Raw genomic sequence first — 14,986 nt, 5'->3', positions numbered from 1 at the left:
TTAAATTAGAAGTTAGCCTTTAATGATAGTCCGATTGAGCGGGTAACCGGCAGTCCGAATGAATCTACCCCAACCCCACCAGGTGTATTTCCTGATACTTGTTCCGGATCAAACGGTGCTTTTTTATAGAAGAAAAACAAATTGGTTGCCACCAAGCTTACCGTTGCATTTCTCATATATTTTGATTGGATATCAAAGCTGTATGAGATGGATGCCTGACGTAAACGTACCGTTGTAGCACTGTATAAATAAGCCTCATCAATTCCAGTCCCAATACCACCGGCACCACCTGTTCTTTTATAATATGCTTTTGCATCGGTAACTCCGTTATAAGCCTGTCCTGCCAGAGGTGTTCCCGGAGCATATACTGCGTTTGGAATGGATACTCCACCAGCATCTCTTGCATCAGCAGTCGCCTGGCTTACTCCGTACAAATCATTTGCTTTTTCAGTAAGAGACAATACTTTACCTCCGAATTTACCATCGATAAGGAAAGATATTCCCAGTTTACCAATATTAAAAGAGTTATTAAAACCTAGAATAAACTTAGGGTTTGGATTACCCAAATATTGAGGATCACCTGTAGTACCCAATGGAACTCCATTTTCATCTACTAAAACACGTCCCTGATCATCTCTTTTGAATTTAACTCCGTAAAGATCTCCAAAAGATCCTCCCAGTCTCAATTTTGTGAAATCTCCACCACCCGTTAATGAGAAAAGCTGGTTTTCTGATATTGGCAGGCTTGATGGAAATAATTCAACAATTGTATTTTTGTTTGCAGAAGCATTTATTGTAGTTGTCCAGCCAAATTTCTCTGTCCCAAAAACTTTGTATGATAAAGAGGCTTCAAAACCTGTATTGCGTATTTTCCCCGCATTAATATAATATGAACCTGATGGAATTCCTCCAAAGTTAGATCCAATCGTTGTCTCCAACAACTGATTGCTGGCATTAGAGTTATAATAAGTAAGATCGAAATTTAATCTGTTGCTGAACATTCTCAACTCAGTTCCTGCCTCAAACGTTTTATTAAGTTCCGGACGAGGAATAAGGTCTGGGCGACTGGTAACAAATGAACTTTTCGGATATACAATAGTTCCTGCATCTACTCCATAAGAATAGGCATTATAATAGGCAACCATTGCATTAGAAATATTAGCTGGTAATCCTAACCCTACAGTTGCATAAGAACCTCTTACTTTCCAGAAATTAATCACTTCCGGAAGTTTAAAGATAGAAGATAAGATCGCATTCGCTCCTACAGACTCATAATCAAATCCGCTTCTTCCTGTTAATGCCAAAGTAGAATCCCAGTCATTTCTAAAGGTCATATCTACATAAAACATATTCTTATACCCTACTGAAGCACTTGCAAAAACTGACCGCACCTGCTTTTTCAAGTTCCAGTAGATATTATGATATCCATCTCCCGGGCTTCGGTCTACATTCCATTGCAGGTTGTTTATTGCAAACAAATTAGGATTGGACAGATAAGCATTATCAATCTGTGTTACTTTATTACTTGTAGTATTCACACTTCCTCCAACGGTAAAGTCTAAAGAAATTGATTCGCTTAATTTTGGACTACCAATCAATAAAACGTCACCATAAGTAGACGAATTTTCGTATACGTTTTTAAGGATTCTTCCGTTTTGTCCTCCTGCCAGTAAACTTGGCGCTGAATAAGCCGAAATATCACGCTGGCTGTCTGAACTGTTCCAGCTATAATTACCTCTTACTCGCGCAGTTAACCATGGATTAATCTCATAAGACAATGAAACAGCGCTGTATGCATTTTTATTTTTAACCGTAACCGCATTTCTGTTTAAAATCCAATATGGATTTTGAGTTTCCGGGTTTCCTTTGAAACTTCCGTCAGGCTTTACTTCCCACCAGTTTTGTGCAGGTAAAAGTCTCTTTTTATCTATGAAAGAATAGTTATCAGGTCCATATTGATCGAAATCTACTCCTCTTGGCAGCCAGTATAAACTTGCTAAAGGAGAGAAAGATGCTCCCGGAGTCTGTCTGTTTTTACTATCTTGTAATGAACCAATGAAGTTAGCATCCAATGTCAGTTTATCATCAAGAAACTTACTTGAGTTTCTGAATGACACATTATACTGATCAAAATAAGACATTGGGATCACCCCTTTATTGGTAGTATTTCCAATGGAAAAATAGTTGGTTGATTTTTCGTTTCCGGATTGGAAAGAAAGGCTGTTCACCCAAGTTGTTCCGGTTTGCAGAAAATCTTTAAGGTAGTCTTTCGAACTTCCTTTTGCCCCCCAGCTCTCAATATTATTTCCTGGAGATTGAGTAGGATAGGATGGATCATAAGATAAATAGCTATGTTGCAGTTTGGGTAAGCTATAAGCTCTTTCAACCGTTAAACTCGAGCTATAAGAGATCGAGCTCTTCCCTATTTTCCCTTTTCTTGTGGTAATCAAAATAGCTCCGTTTCCACCTGCGGAACCGTATAATGCTGATGCTGATGCTCCTTTCAGGAAGTTGATGCTCTCAATATCATCAGGATTAATAGAACTCAGTACATCTCCCGGATCCGGCATATTGGAATACTGACTTATATCCGCAGATTTTCCTGTTCCGTTGATAATAGGAATTCCATCCACTACATACAAGGGCTGGCTGTTTGATACAGACTTATTCCCTCTCATAATCACCCTTACGGAGCTACCTACACCATTGGTTCTGTTGATCTGTACATTGGAAACTTTTCCATTGATCGAATTTAATAGATTGGGAGTTTTCACTTCAGTAAGCTCATCCCCGCCAATCTGCTGACTGGAATACGTCAAAGAGCGGGCCTGCCTCTTTATCCCCAAAGAGGTGACTACGACCTCCTCAATACTGTTTGTCTTCGTAGTATCGGCTGATTTTTTCTCCTGTGCATTCGCAGAAATTGAAAAAACGAACAGAACGGGTATAACTGCTTTTCTCATAAGGTATAGATTCGTTAGATTTAATTGAGAATCAATTACATTGCTTTATTTTTCAATACAAAAACAATTATTGTTTTTTCAGCAAAATTTTGCTGTTTATGTATTAAATTATTTAAAGTTTTGTTAAGATTTAATTCACATTCACAAATCTAAATTTTGTAACCAGTCTGATATAATACTATTTTATCATAAAACGATATTATTTTTTCAGCAATTTTATTCAAACCCGATTAAACCTCTAAATACCAACAAAATACACCTGATTAAATTCTATCAAAAAAAGAGGATTTATCTTCATTTTTATCAAAAATAAAACCGGATGCTTATGTCCGGTTATGTCTTTTATTTGTAGAAAAAGTGAAACTTAAAAGAGTATTATTCAATTTTTTTAACGCCTTTAAATTGTTCTTTAAATTCAGTTGGTGTTGTCTTTTTGATGGATTTAAATACCTTATTGAAGTTGGCAATATTATTAAATCCGGCTTCAAAAGCGATCTCAAAAACAGTAAGATTCTTTTCCATCAGCCAGCGTGCAGCATAGCTGATCCTTATCTCATTCAGATAATTAATAAAGGTTTTCCCAGTTCTTTTTTTGATAAATCTGTTGAACGTCACATTGCTCATATTCACCAATGAGGCTGCTTTATCCAACGTTATTTTATTCTCAAAATTCTTATGCACAAAATCATGAACAACCTTCATTTTATCATTATCAGCAAAAGTCTCGAGTTCAATACTATAGGATGATAAAAGTATTTTATTTTCTGCTACAGCCAATTCGTTCAGAATCTTCATTATTTCTATAAAAGACTCAAAGCTGTTCATCTTGGACAGGTTAAGAAACGAATCTTTTAGTTTCTCAGCAGTTTCGGAAGAAAAAAGAATTCCTCTGATGGAATCTTTCATCAGATTATTGATGGGCTTCAGGATATTTTTCTCCATGAGCGACTGTTGAAAGAAATCCTGATTGAATTGTATAGTAATTTCGTGGGTTTTTCTGTTTTTGCATCTGTAATTGGCCCAGCAGTGCGGCAGATTGGGACCTACCAATACCAGCTCTATATTTCCAATCTCTCCGGTATGATCTCCAACCATTCGGCGATACCCTTTTCCTTTGTAGATAAAGTTGATTTCAATTTCCGGATGATAGTGGTACGGAAAGTCGAAAGACGCTTTAATCCTGTCAAACACGAGAAAACTATCCTCAGGAGACAGTGGAGTTATTTCTCTCAGAATATTTTCTAATTCGCTCATACAGGCAGTTATGAAAAAAGATTAAATAATATAGGTCGCGATACAAATCTTTGTAAAAATGATAAAATAATATCAATGTAAAAATATATTTCCTATTTATTTTATTCCAATTCAGTATGTCAGACATCAGAAATTTACGTTTCAATAATTTAATAGAGTCAAAATCATGCTTTTTTGTATCTTTAAACTAAAGTTAAAGTATGCCGCAACAGCTTATTTTCGAAGATCACTATAAAAGACTCGGACTGGAAGTATTTTCAGAAGAAAATCTGGAGAACTTCAATGCAAATCGGTTCAGTACAGATATTAAAGTATTTTTTATTCCTTCAGGATACGAACTTACGGTAGATTTTAATCATTACAAAACCAAAAAGCCTTCACTTTTTTTTCTGACTAACCAGCATCTGAACCTCCAAAAAGGAAAAGAGGAATCTGTCCTTCTTTTCTACAACCGTGATTTTTACTGCATCCAGATTCATGATAAGGAAGTGGCCTGCGACGGGCTTCTCTTTCATAATGTATTTGAAATTCCTTTCGTAGAGCTTGATGATTCAGAAACCACTCTTATAAAAGATCTGTTTCAGAATATTCAGGATGAGCTTGAGTGGAAAGATTCTTCCGCAGAGGAAATGATCAGAACCTATGTAAAACAGATCATCATCCGGGCTACCCGCAAATGGAAGAAACAGAATTTAGACAATAGCTCTATAAGAATTCCAGGCAGTGAGCTTGATATTTTCCGGGATTTCAGCAGATATCTGGAAATTCATTTCAGAGAAAAGCACAATGTTGCAGAATATGCAGAAATGCTTCACATAGCCCCAAAAACTTTAACTCATAAATTTAAAAACTTACATCTGGAATCTCCCAATCAGTTGATCATCAACAGAATTTTGTTAGAGGCTAAAAGATTACTTTTCTATACAGATAAGCCAATCAAAGAAATAGCCTATGATCTTGGGTATGAAGATCCTGCTTATTTTAACCGTCTTTTTACCAATAAAACAGGAAGTACACCTGCTAATTTCAAAAAAAATTACTCCTCGGGAAAAAAGTACAAGATTTAACACCTTTTATCTATTGAACACTCTCCGTCACCGATATATCTTTGTAACATCAAAATCAAACAATACTCAACACAAAAACAAACATTATGAGACGTAACGCAACAGCCGTTTGGAACGGTACCATCAAAGAAGGAAAAGGACACTTAACTACTCAAAGTACCACTTTAAATCAGACTCAATATTCTTTCAACAGCCGTTTTGCAGATGGTGTTGGGACAAACCCTGAAGAATTACTGGCAGCAGCTCACGCCGGATGTTTCACAATGAAACTGGATGCAGAATTATCTCAGGCAGGTTACAATCCTGAAGAATTAAAAACAACTTCTGTAATCACTCTTGACCCCAACATCGGAAAGATTACAAAATCTGAACTGACTCTTACTGCAAAAGTTCCGGGAATTTCGGAAGAAGAATTCCAGAAATTCGCTAAGATTGCTGAAGAAGGATGCCCTGTAAGTGCCGCATTCAACTTTGAAATTACATTGAATGCTACTCTAGAGAATTAAGATTCAAAGAATTTATATCAATAGGAACGGGCTTTAGCCCGTTTTTCTATTTTAAAAACAAACCTATTGGCTTTAGCCAAAACTTAAGCCATCAATATTTACATCAATTAATCTTATTAATAAAATATACCGAGTGGTATATTTTTGTATATTTGCATTGTATTTAAACATTTATAATGTCGAAGGCAGAAAAAACAAAACAGCATATCATCGAGAAAACGGCAACTCTTTTTAATACAAAGGGTTATATTTCCACATCGCTGTCTGACATTACCCAGATAACCGGACTGACGAAAGGCAGTATCTATGGAAATTTTGAAAATAAAGATGAAGTAGCTATTGAAGTTTATAAATACAATGCCGGATTGCTGGGTAAAACGCTCAGTCGCTCTTTTGGAGAAGAGTTTCACACTTCATTGGATAAACTTCATGCGCTTGTAGACTTTTACCGGAAAAACTGGAAGTTTGTCTTTGCCAACGGCGGATGTCCGTTAATGAATGCAGCAACAGAAGCTGATGATTCTTTTCCTGCCTTAAAAACTCAGGTTAGAAGATCCTTCGAACAATGGATGACCAAAATATCAGCAGCAATTCTGGAGGGACAAAAAAAAGGCGAAATTGGTACAAACATCGATGCCGAGCAATACGCTTCCCTATTCATTATGCTTATTGAAGGCGGAATCCTGCTTTCAAAAACCATGGGTGATCAAAGCTTTCTAAACCATGCGTTAGATAAAATCGCCTACATGATTGATCATGAACTCAATATTCTTCCATCATAAATTATACAATATGGAAACAAAAAAAGTGGCTATTGTAGGATACAACAGAATTCCTTTTGCCAGAATGAATACCGCTTATTCGGAACAGAGGAACCAGGATCTCCTGCTTGCTTCTCTAAACGGATTGATAGACCGCTATCATCTTAAAGGGAAACGACTGGGAGAAGTTGCCGGCGGTGCTGTGATTAAGCATATTTCAGAAAGCAACCTCATCAGAGAAACTGTGATGAATACAACTCTTGACCCTGCAACTCCCGCATGTGACCTTCAGCAGGCATGTGATACAGGTATTGAAGCCGCTATTTATATTGGAAATAAAATTGCATTAGGACAGATAGAATCCGGTATTGCATGCGGAGTGGAAGCCATGAGCAACATTCCGTTTGAGTCTTCACCAAGATTAAGAAAAGCCCTGTTAAAAGCCAATAAAGAAAAATCAGCATTTGGAAAATTAAAACAACTGCTAAGCCCAAAATTGAAAGACTGGATGCCAATTCCTTACAAAGGACAAGAACCCAAAACAGGGCTGGTAATGGGAGAGCACACAGAAATTACAGCAAAATATTATAATATTCCCAGAAAAGAACAGGACGAATTGGCTTTAAAAAGTCATCAGAATATGGCAAAAGCCTATGATGAAGGATTCTTTGATGATATGATCACTCCGGCTTTTGGCTTAGATAAAGATAATAATTTAAGACGCGACAGTAGTTTTGAAAAGCTTTCACAGCTAAAACCTGCATTTGATAAACAGAACGGAACTCTAACAGCAGGAAATTCAACCCCATTTACAGATGGAGCTTCAGCAGTCTTGCTGGCCAGTGAAGAATGGGCAAAAGCCAACAACTTACCCATTTTAGCCTACATCAGCTTTTCAGAACTGGCAGGAATAGAATATGTAGAACATAAACAGGATCTGCTTCTTGCTCCGGTTTTCGCAGCAGAAAGAATGCTTAAAAAAGCAGGAATGAATCTGTCTGATTTCGATTATTATGAAATTCACGAAGCATTTGCAGCACAGGTTTTAGCCACCATAAAAATCTGGGAAAATGATGAGCTTGCGCGAAAATTCGGATTGGAAAAAGCCCTGGGCAAAATAGACAGAAGCAAACTGAATGTAAAAGGAGGAAGCCTTGCAGCAGCCCATCCATTTGCGGCTACAGGAGGAAGAATTATTGCAACATTGGCAAAATTACTTCATGAAAAAGGCAGCGGAAAAGGGTTTATATCCATTTGTGCAGCCCGTGGACAGGGAGTAACCATGATTTTAGAAAAGTAAAAAACTCAGGTATGGATAGATTAGCACAATTAAAACAATTTATCGGCAAAGAATTTGACCAGTCACCATCTCCTTTTATGAAATGGCTCAATCCTATTGTTCTTTCTGTAGAAGAAGGGCAACTGGAATTTCAATATACCATAAGACCGGAATGGCTGAACCCGATCGGAAATCTTCATGGTGGAGTTACAGCAGCCATTATAGATGATGTCATCGGTGCCACGATGTTTTCTTTAAATGAAAATTCTTTCATTACCACTATAAATAATGTCATTGATTATTTTTCAACTGCAAAAGAAAATGATAATATTGTAGCCGAAACTAAAATCATTAAAAGAGGGAGGCAGTTTGTAAACGCTCAGTGCGAAATATGGAACGCAGATAAGACCCGCTTAATAGCGAGGGGAACCTCGAATTTATTCAAAATCAATAACTAAGTATGAAAAGAGTTGTCATTACAGGTCTTGGCGCAGTGACGCCTTTGGGAAATAATGTCGAAGAATTTTGGCAAAACAGTATCAATGGAGTGAGTGGAGCAAACAAAATCACCCATTTTGACACAGAAAAGTTTAAAGTACATTTTGCTTGTGAGGTTAAAAACTTTGATCCAAAAGTTCATTTAACACACAACGAAATCAAAAGAAGTGATTTATTTTCACAATATGCCATGTACTCCACTGCGGAGGCACTCAAAGATTCCGGACTTGAACTGGAAAACATGGACCCATTTGATGTAGGTGTTATCTGGGGAACAGGACAAGGAGGAATGTGGACTTTCGAAAGTGAGGTCATGAATTTTGCAGCTGGAGATGGAACACCAAGATTCAACCCTTTCTTTGTACCGAAATTTATTGCCAATATGGCTTCGGGAATGATTTCCATGAAATATGGCCTTCAGGGAATCAATTATACAACGGTTTCAGCGTGTGCAACAGGAAATACGGCATTAATGGATGCCTTCAACTATATCCGTCTTGGAAAAGCAAAAGTAATTGTGAGCGGTGGTTCTGAAGCAGCTATTTCTCCTGCTTCAATCGGAGGATTTTCCATTATGAAAGCCATGTCTACACGAAATGACGACTTTGCAACTGCCAGCCGTCCTTACGATGCAGAAAGAGATGGTTTTGTGATGGGTGAAGGTTCCGGAACTTTGATTCTGGAAGAATATGAGCACGCCAAAGCAAGAGGAGCAAAAATCTATGCCGAATTGGTAGGTGCAGCAATGACAGCGGATGCCTATCACATGACAGCACCTCATCCTGACGGTGTTGGAGCAATCAAAGCAATGCAGCTTGCTCTTAATGAAGCTGAAATCAATGTAGATGATATTGATTATATTAATCCTCATGCCACTTCTACTCCACTTGGAGATCTGGTTGAGCTGAATGGAATTAATAAATTATTTAAAGGAAGTAAGAATCTTGACATCAGTGCTACAAAATCCATGACAGGCCACCTGTTGGGGGCTGCGGGAGCTGTGGAAGCCATTCTTTCTATTAAAGCCATTCAAAATGGAATTATTCCACCAACGATTAACCTTCATTCTATTGACGAGAATATCCCGAAGGACATCAATATTGTATTTGGAGAAGCGAAAGAAAAAGATATTACCTATGCTTTAAGTAATGCTTTTGGATTTGGAGGACACAATGCAACATTAATTTTCAAGAAATTCATATAATTTGAATTCAAATAATTGAGAAATCCCTGTATGAAAGCCATACAGGGATTTTTTTATACTATCTTATCTTTAACTGTTACATAAAATCAGCATCAGGCATGAAAAGGTCACTCTCATTCTCTACAATCGGGATATAAAGTCTCTCCCATTTTTGACCGTTCACCATATCCCAGCTATGTCCGGCACCTTTAAGGTCTTCAGCTAAAAGGATGATTCCTGGTTCAATAATAAATGTAGATCCATCTGTTACTTTAAATCTTACATTCCCCTTGATGGTAACAACATATTGCCTTCTGGGTGCCGGATGGTCATTTTTTTCCCATTCTTCCGTTTCATTACTCATCCAGAAAACGGTAGCTTTTATATGTTTAAGAGTAGGCATTTTACCTTTCTCAAAAGTACATGAGTCATCAGGATTATTAATCAGTCTTATGGCTGGAATAAATCCCATAGATGTTTCCAGGGCTACATTTATATTTTTTTGATTTTCATCTTGTCCATTCATCATTCTATTATACTTTAAGGCTAAAAGGTTTATATAAATGTAATTGTTATTTTTCGAATTGCAGGACTATTTTAAAAGAAAAAGAGCAGCCCAATCTGACTGCTCTTTTTTTCTTTATGCTTTCAACCATTCTGAGGAAGAAAGATAATTCTGATCAGGATAATAGATGAACAGACAGTTTTTTCCTTTAATCGTATTGATTATAGACTGTGTAAGCTCTCTTGGAACGGCAGGGCATCCCCAGCTTCTTCCGATTCTTTTGTGCATACTGGCAAATGCATCACTCACATAATCCGCACCATGCATTACAATTGCTCTTTTGTATGCAGCATCATTAAAGCCCTTATCCATTCCTAATAATTTAAGAGAGTATCCGTTATCACCCTGATAGGTAGCATCCGTGATATAAAATCCAAGACTGCTCTGCAGCGAACTTTCCTTGTTAGAAAAATTCGTCGCAAATTCTTCGCCTGTATTTTTTCCGTGTGCTACTAATGAGTTGAACAGAACTTTTTTGTCTTCCAGGTCAATGATCCAAAGTCTTTTTGTGTTAGAAGACATAGAAAAATCGCAGATAGTCAGTAAATGCGAGTCCTGGGTAAGCAATCCTGCTTTTTTTAAATTTTCATAACCAGTTAATGCTTTTGAGAACACTTCATAGTTCAGTTCATGTTCCGGGTCAAAGGCAATAGATTGGTACAGTGCTTCTGATGCAGACACAGCTGTTGTGCTTTTATCAGATTTCGTTTCAGCTACTTTTTCAGTTTTCGTTGTTGTTACATTCTCACTTTTCGCCGCCACTCTTGGGGAAATGTAGAATGAAGTCGTAACCATGTAAACAAGGCCTAATACACTATAAATTCCTTTCATTCAATACTATATAAATCCAAATTAGTGGGGCAAAATTATAAAAACATAATTACCAAGGGGTTATAACTCTAAAAAGTTTAACGCTATTTAAGAAACTTTAACGTCCTGATTTTGTGAATTAAAGCATTTATTTTTGAGAATCCGGAACAAATTCCAGGCTTACAGAATTCATGCAATACCTCAATCCTGTCGGCTTTGGACCATCATCAAAAACATGCCCCAGATGGGAATCACATCTTTTGCAGAGCACCTCTACACGGTCCATTCCATAAGACTGATCTCTTACATAATAGACTCCTTCTTTATCAGCTTCAAAGAAACTTGGCCAGCCACAGCTGCTGGAAAATTTTGATGTAGAACGGAACAGGTGATTTCCACACACCGCACAATAATATTCTCCTATCTCATCAAATTCATTGTATTTTCCTGTAAAAGCTCTTTCAGTCGCTGCCTCTCTGGCAATTGCGTATAAATCCGGAGCGAGGATTTTTTTCCATTCTTCATTAGAAACATTAAGTTTTGTAGTATCGGCTTTGGAATAGTATGGATTGTTTTTTGCTTCTGTATTTTCCATGGGAGGGGTTTTAATGGGGTTCGTATTTCTGCGTACATGCCTGCAGAAAAAATAATAAGGTGACTGAAACTAAAAATTTCATCGTAAATTTCATTCTTTAACCGCAAAAATTGTGAGGTTTAAAAGCTTTTATTAAGATTAAACGGTTTCATAACCAAATTTAGTAAATTTGAGAATATGAATGACGAAGCAAAAAGAAAACAACTCAGAAAATATAAAGCATTTGCCACAGGGTTATTTGTCCTGATGGCTATTATTTTCATTGTTACCACTATTTTACAGAAGTCTAATAACTCTCATTGGATCGGCTATGTACAGGCATTTGCTGAGGCTGCTATGGTAGGGGCACTTGCTGACTGGTTTGCAGTAACCGCATTATTCCGTCATCCTCTGGGACTTCCCATTCCACATACCAACCTGATTGAGAACAGTAAACAGAGATTGGGAGACAATCTCGGGAGTTTTGTGGTTGGAAACTTTCTTTCTCCTCAGAATATCCGTCCTTATATCCAAAAACTTAAAGTTTCTAATTTTGTCGGGGAATGGCTGGGCAAGGAAAAAAGCCAGGAGATTTTGATTAAAAATCTTTCTGATATTGTTCTTGATATTCTTAATAAGCTTGATGATTCTACGGTAAGCCAGTTTATCAGTAAAAAGGTTTCTGAAATGACGGATGATATTAAGCTTAATAAAGTGGTTGGAAACGGAATCGGATATATTCTTGAAAAAAATGACCACCAGAGAATCATCACCAATCTTTCGAAACAAATCAAAGAATACATCATTGAAAACGATGCAATGATTCAGGAGCGGGTAAAAAAAGGAAGCTATTCTTTCATTCCATCATTTGTAGACACTAAAATTGCCGATAAAATTGCAGACGGACTTTCTGATTTTTTCAAAGAAATAGAAGAAAATCCTGAACATGAAGTAAGAGGATTAATTACGCAGAAAATTCATGAATTCTCTGTTGATCTGAAAGAAGATCCGAAATGGGATGAGGAATTTAAAACCATTAAAAACGGGCTTCTGAAAAATGATAAACTGGATGAATATTCCAATGACATCTGGGTTTCCATTAAAAAAACACTGATGAAAGAACTTCAGGAGGAGAATTCTGCTTTGAAAAATTATCTTACTAAAAATCTGAATGAGTTCGCCCAAAATTTAAAGACTGATGAAAACCTTCAGAACAAAATTGATCATTGGGTGCGTGTGACAGCTTATAAATATATTCTGAAAAACACCCATCAATTCGGGAACCTCATCAGTACAACTGTTGGGAACTGGCAAGGAAAAGAATTGAGTGAAAAGCTGGAGCTGGAAGTAGGAAAAGATCTGCAGTTTATCCGAGTCAACGGAACACTGGTTGGAGGTCTGGTAGGACTGATTATCTACACCATCACACACTTTTTCATTTAAAAAACTAAAATCCACGATCACTCAACCATGAAAAAAATTTTCACCGTATTCTTTTTCTTTTCCCTCTCATTTTTTCTCTGCCAGAAGGTTGAATTCAAGAAAGTAATAGATTCTTCACAGACTTTTACAGGAGAGATCGGCGGAACTCCCATTACGATAGAGCTCAACTATACCGGTGTGGTAGATTGTGACCAGTATCAGCATTACGTTGACGGATGGTATTACTATGACAAATACAAAAAGAAAATACCGCTTACCGGAATATATAATTATTATGGAAACCTGTCATTGTATAATTTCGGAAGCAAACAAAAACAAAATTCTAAGCTTCTGAAAGAGCAGATCACCTCTCTTCAGAAAGTAGAAAAAACAGATGAGACAGCCCAAAAACTAGCTCCTCAGGAATCTATTATATTCGAAAACATGAGTATGAATAACAACCCGATTCCCGGGCATTTTTATCTGGGCAAAAAAGTTCAGCCGGCTAAATTATTTACAGGTAATGCTATGATTTATCGTCTCAACAATTACCTGTTCCTGCCTAACAATAAAAAGATCAATACTTATGATTTCATTAATAAAGCGGGTGGAAACGAATTGATTTCCTATGCCGCAGGAGAAAACGGAAACAGAGTTCTGCTCTATTTTGAGCAGACATCAAATTTTAATGCCTGTGGAAGATGCGGAGCAAGTGAAGGTGAGAAAGGCTATAGAGTTCTTTATTTTACCAAAGACTGGAATTATAAACACTATCAAGAATTCCTGATAGAAAGTTGTCTGGAAAACATCTATGATGCTACCAAAACAAAATCCAAAGACAGGCAAACGATCAAATATAAAATAGGTAAATCCGATAGCACACCAGCTCATACATTTACCGTTGATCTAAAAAATGCAACCGTCGTAAAGTCAAAATAAAAAAGAGAGTCATATCAACCCTCTTTTTGTTATTATCTTGGTAATCTGCTTGCTCTTTTTAGAATTTCCTTGTTGATTTCGTTGATCAGTTCCGGACCTTCATAAATAAATCCGGTGTACAGCTGGATCAGGCCAGCTCCTGCATCTAGTTTTTCCATAGCATCTTTTGCAGAATGAATTCCTCCTACCCCAATAATTGGAAATGCTCTGTTACTTTTTTCAGAAAGGTACTTAATCATTTTTGTACTTCTCTCACGGATAGGTTTTCCGCTTAATCCTCCGTTTCCTATCTGTTCTAAGACTTCCGGAGAAGTTTTCAGCCCTTCTCTGTTTACGGAAGTATTGGACACTACGATACCATCAATCTTTGTTTCAGCAATCAGGTCAATGATTTCGTCTAATTGATTATTGTTAAGATCCGGAGCAATTTTAAGTAATATAGGTTTCTGTACAGATTTTGACTGGTTTATTTTCTTCACTTCTGTAATCAGCTCTCTCAGATATCCTACATCTTCAAGTTTGGCGTGGCTTCCTACATTCGGGCAGCTCACATTCAGTACAAAATAATCAACATGAGGATGAAGACCTTCGAAACAGTCGAGATAATCCTGGGTATAACTTTCCGGGTTTGTATCTGTATTTTTTCCGATGTTTCCACCGATGATTATTTTTCCTTTGTTGGATTTCAGTTTTTCAATAGCTGCTTCAAGACCTTCATTGTTGAATCCCATTCTGTTGATAATTCCGCCATCTTCAATGAGACGGAACAATCTTTTCTTAGGATTTCCGGCCTGAGCTCTTGGAGTTACCGTCCCGATTTCTACAAAACCAAAGCCTAAGTCTCCCAATTCGTTAAATAATACTGCATTTTTATCGAAACCGGCTGCCAGTCCTACAGGATTTTTAAATTTTAATCCAAAAAATTCTCTTTCCAGACGTTTGTCTTCAATAGGTTTTGGGAAAAATAGTTTGGTAAGAAATCCAAAATTCTTAAGCATTGAAAATGTAAAGTGATGAACATCTTCAGGGTCAAATTTGAAAAGGATCGGACGAATGAGCGATTTGTACATTGAAAAAAAGTTTTACAAAATTACTCATTTTAAAATTAATCTTTGATTAACCTGTGATATTTTATCAAAATGTTTTATTTATAAAATCTAAAAGA

The 14,986-nt window shown here is 36.9% G+C and carries 14 protein-coding genes; 8 read left to right on the top strand and 6 right to left on the bottom strand.

Annotated elements, in window-relative coordinates:
- Window positions 1-5: 5 nt before the first annotated feature.
- Together CQ046_RS01235 and CQ046_RS01230 are read right to left on the bottom strand one after the other, a co-directional pair.
- The gene (locus CQ046_RS01235) at window positions 6-2,963 is read right to left on the bottom strand and encodes a SusC/RagA family TonB-linked outer membrane protein (protein WP_105700509.1); all 2,958 of its coding nucleotides are present in this window, start codon (window positions 2,961-2,963) and stop codon (window positions 6-8) included.
- 375 nt (window positions 2,964-3,338) lie between these two features.
- Entirely contained in the window at window positions 3,339-4,217 is an 879-nt protein-coding gene (locus CQ046_RS01230; protein WP_105700508.1) for an AraC family transcriptional regulator, read from the bottom strand.
- A gap of 200 nt (window positions 4,218-4,417) precedes the next feature.
- On the opposite strand from CQ046_RS01230, the gene CQ046_RS01225 reads away from it, so the two are divergent.
- The 6 genes from CQ046_RS01225 to fabF all read left to right on the top strand — a co-directional run bounded on the left by CQ046_RS01225 (window position 4,418) and on the right by fabF (window position 9,532).
- The gene (locus CQ046_RS01225; RefSeq protein WP_105700507.1) at window positions 4,418-5,284 is read left to right on the top strand and encodes a helix-turn-helix domain-containing protein; all 867 of its coding nucleotides are present in this window, start codon (window positions 4,418-4,420) and stop codon (window positions 5,282-5,284) included.
- A gap of 86 nt (window positions 5,285-5,370) precedes the next feature.
- The gene (locus CQ046_RS01220; RefSeq protein WP_002982623.1) at window positions 5,371-5,790 is read left to right on the top strand and encodes an OsmC family protein; all 420 of its coding nucleotides are present in this window, start codon (window positions 5,371-5,373) and stop codon (window positions 5,788-5,790) included.
- 176 nt (window positions 5,791-5,966) lie between these two features.
- Window positions 5,967-6,572, top strand: a complete 606-nt coding sequence (locus CQ046_RS01215) for a TetR/AcrR family transcriptional regulator (protein ID WP_105700506.1) — start codon at window positions 5,967-5,969, stop codon at window positions 6,570-6,572.
- A gap of 10 nt (window positions 6,573-6,582) precedes the next feature.
- Window positions 6,583-7,851: an acetyl-CoA C-acetyltransferase gene (locus CQ046_RS01210; RefSeq protein ID WP_105700505.1), complete on the top strand. Its 1,269-nt coding sequence runs from the start codon at window positions 6,583-6,585 to the stop codon at window positions 7,849-7,851.
- Between the two features lie 11 nt (window positions 7,852-7,862).
- Complete coding sequence (locus CQ046_RS01205; RefSeq protein WP_105700504.1) at window positions 7,863-8,288, top strand: PaaI family thioesterase; 426 nt, start codon at window positions 7,863-7,865, stop codon at window positions 8,286-8,288.
- 2 nt (window positions 8,289-8,290) lie between these two features.
- The gene (gene fabF / locus CQ046_RS01200) at window positions 8,291-9,532 is read left to right on the top strand and encodes a beta-ketoacyl-ACP synthase II (protein WP_105700503.1); all 1,242 of its coding nucleotides are present in this window, start codon (window positions 8,291-8,293) and stop codon (window positions 9,530-9,532) included.
- Window positions 9,533-9,608: 76 nt separating this feature from the next.
- Here the strand turns inward: fabF and CQ046_RS01195 are convergent, their stop codons facing one another.
- The 3 genes from CQ046_RS01195 to msrB all read right to left on the bottom strand — a co-directional run bounded on the left by CQ046_RS01195 (window position 9,609) and on the right by msrB (window position 11,481).
- The gene (locus tag CQ046_RS01195; RefSeq protein WP_228406832.1) at window positions 9,609-10,040 is read right to left on the bottom strand and encodes a hypothetical protein; all 432 of its coding nucleotides are present in this window, start codon (window positions 10,038-10,040) and stop codon (window positions 9,609-9,611) included.
- Window positions 10,041-10,151: 111 nt separating this feature from the next.
- Window positions 10,152-10,907 (bottom strand): murein L,D-transpeptidase catalytic domain family protein, encoded by a 756-nt coding sequence (locus CQ046_RS01190; protein WP_105700502.1) that lies wholly within the window; start codon window positions 10,905-10,907, stop codon window positions 10,152-10,154.
- 127 nt (window positions 10,908-11,034) lie between these two features.
- Window positions 11,035-11,481 (bottom strand): peptide-methionine (R)-S-oxide reductase MsrB, encoded by a 447-nt coding sequence (gene msrB / locus CQ046_RS01185; RefSeq protein ID WP_105700501.1) that lies wholly within the window; start codon window positions 11,479-11,481, stop codon window positions 11,035-11,037.
- Window positions 11,482-11,658: 177 nt separating this feature from the next.
- Between msrB and CQ046_RS01180 the strand changes: the two genes are divergently transcribed.
- Window positions 11,659-12,903, top strand: a complete 1,245-nt coding sequence (locus CQ046_RS01180) for a DUF445 domain-containing protein (protein WP_105700500.1) — start codon at window positions 11,659-11,661, stop codon at window positions 12,901-12,903.
- 27 nt (window positions 12,904-12,930) lie between these two features.
- Window positions 12,931-13,821, top strand: coding sequence for a hypothetical protein (locus tag CQ046_RS01175; RefSeq protein ID WP_105700499.1), 891 nt, complete (start codon window positions 12,931-12,933; stop codon window positions 13,819-13,821).
- A gap of 32 nt (window positions 13,822-13,853) precedes the next feature.
- On the opposite strand, the gene CQ046_RS01170 is transcribed toward CQ046_RS01175, so the two are convergent.
- Complete coding sequence (locus CQ046_RS01170) at window positions 13,854-14,891, bottom strand: quinone-dependent dihydroorotate dehydrogenase (protein ID WP_105700498.1); 1,038 nt, start codon at window positions 14,889-14,891, stop codon at window positions 13,854-13,856.
- Window positions 14,892-14,986 lie beyond the last annotated feature (95 nt).

Origin of the sequence: Chryseobacterium sp. MYb7, assembly GCF_002979455.1 — a bacterium.
Lineage (GTDB): Bacteria > Bacteroidota > Bacteroidia > Flavobacteriales > Weeksellaceae > Chryseobacterium.
The sequence above is the reverse complement of the archived record's forward strand: the minus strand, read 5'-3'. Positions and strand labels throughout refer to the sequence as shown.

Coding starts and splice junctions, on each gene's coding strand:
- CQ046_RS01205 (WP_105700504.1), top strand. CDS start 7,863: ATGGATAGATTAGCACAATTAAAACAATTTATCGGCAAAGAATTTGAC.
- CQ046_RS01225 (WP_105700507.1), top strand. CDS start 4,418: ATGCCGCAACAGCTTATTTTCGAAGATCACTATAAAAGACTCGGACTG.
- CQ046_RS01230 (WP_105700508.1), bottom strand. CDS start 4,217: ATGAGCGAATTAGAAAATATTCTGAGAGAAATAACTCCACTGTCTCCT.
- CQ046_RS01235 (WP_105700509.1), bottom strand. CDS start 2,963: ATGAGAAAAGCAGTTATACCCGTTCTGTTCGTTTTTTCAATTTCTGCG.
- CQ046_RS01170 (WP_105700498.1), bottom strand. CDS start 14,891: ATGTACAAATCGCTCATTCGTCCGATCCTTTTCAAATTTGACCCTGAA.
- CQ046_RS01180 (WP_105700500.1), top strand. CDS start 11,659: ATGAATGACGAAGCAAAAAGAAAACAACTCAGAAAATATAAAGCATTT.
- CQ046_RS01220 (WP_002982623.1), top strand. CDS start 5,371: ATGAGACGTAACGCAACAGCCGTTTGGAACGGTACCATCAAAGAAGGA.
- msrB (WP_105700501.1), bottom strand. CDS start 11,481: ATGGAAAATACAGAAGCAAAAAACAATCCATACTATTCCAAAGCCGAT.
- CQ046_RS01210 (WP_105700505.1), top strand. CDS start 6,583: ATGGAAACAAAAAAAGTGGCTATTGTAGGATACAACAGAATTCCTTTT.
- CQ046_RS01175 (WP_105700499.1), top strand. CDS start 12,931: ATGAAAAAAATTTTCACCGTATTCTTTTTCTTTTCCCTCTCATTTTTT.
- CQ046_RS01215 (WP_105700506.1), top strand. CDS start 5,967: ATGTCGAAGGCAGAAAAAACAAAACAGCATATCATCGAGAAAACGGCA.
- fabF (WP_105700503.1), top strand. CDS start 8,291: ATGAAAAGAGTTGTCATTACAGGTCTTGGCGCAGTGACGCCTTTGGGA.
- CQ046_RS01195 (WP_228406832.1), bottom strand. CDS start 10,040: ATGATGAATGGACAAGATGAAAATCAAAAAAATATAAATGTAGCCCTG.
- CQ046_RS01190 (WP_105700502.1), bottom strand. CDS start 10,907: ATGAAAGGAATTTATAGTGTATTAGGCCTTGTTTACATGGTTACGACT.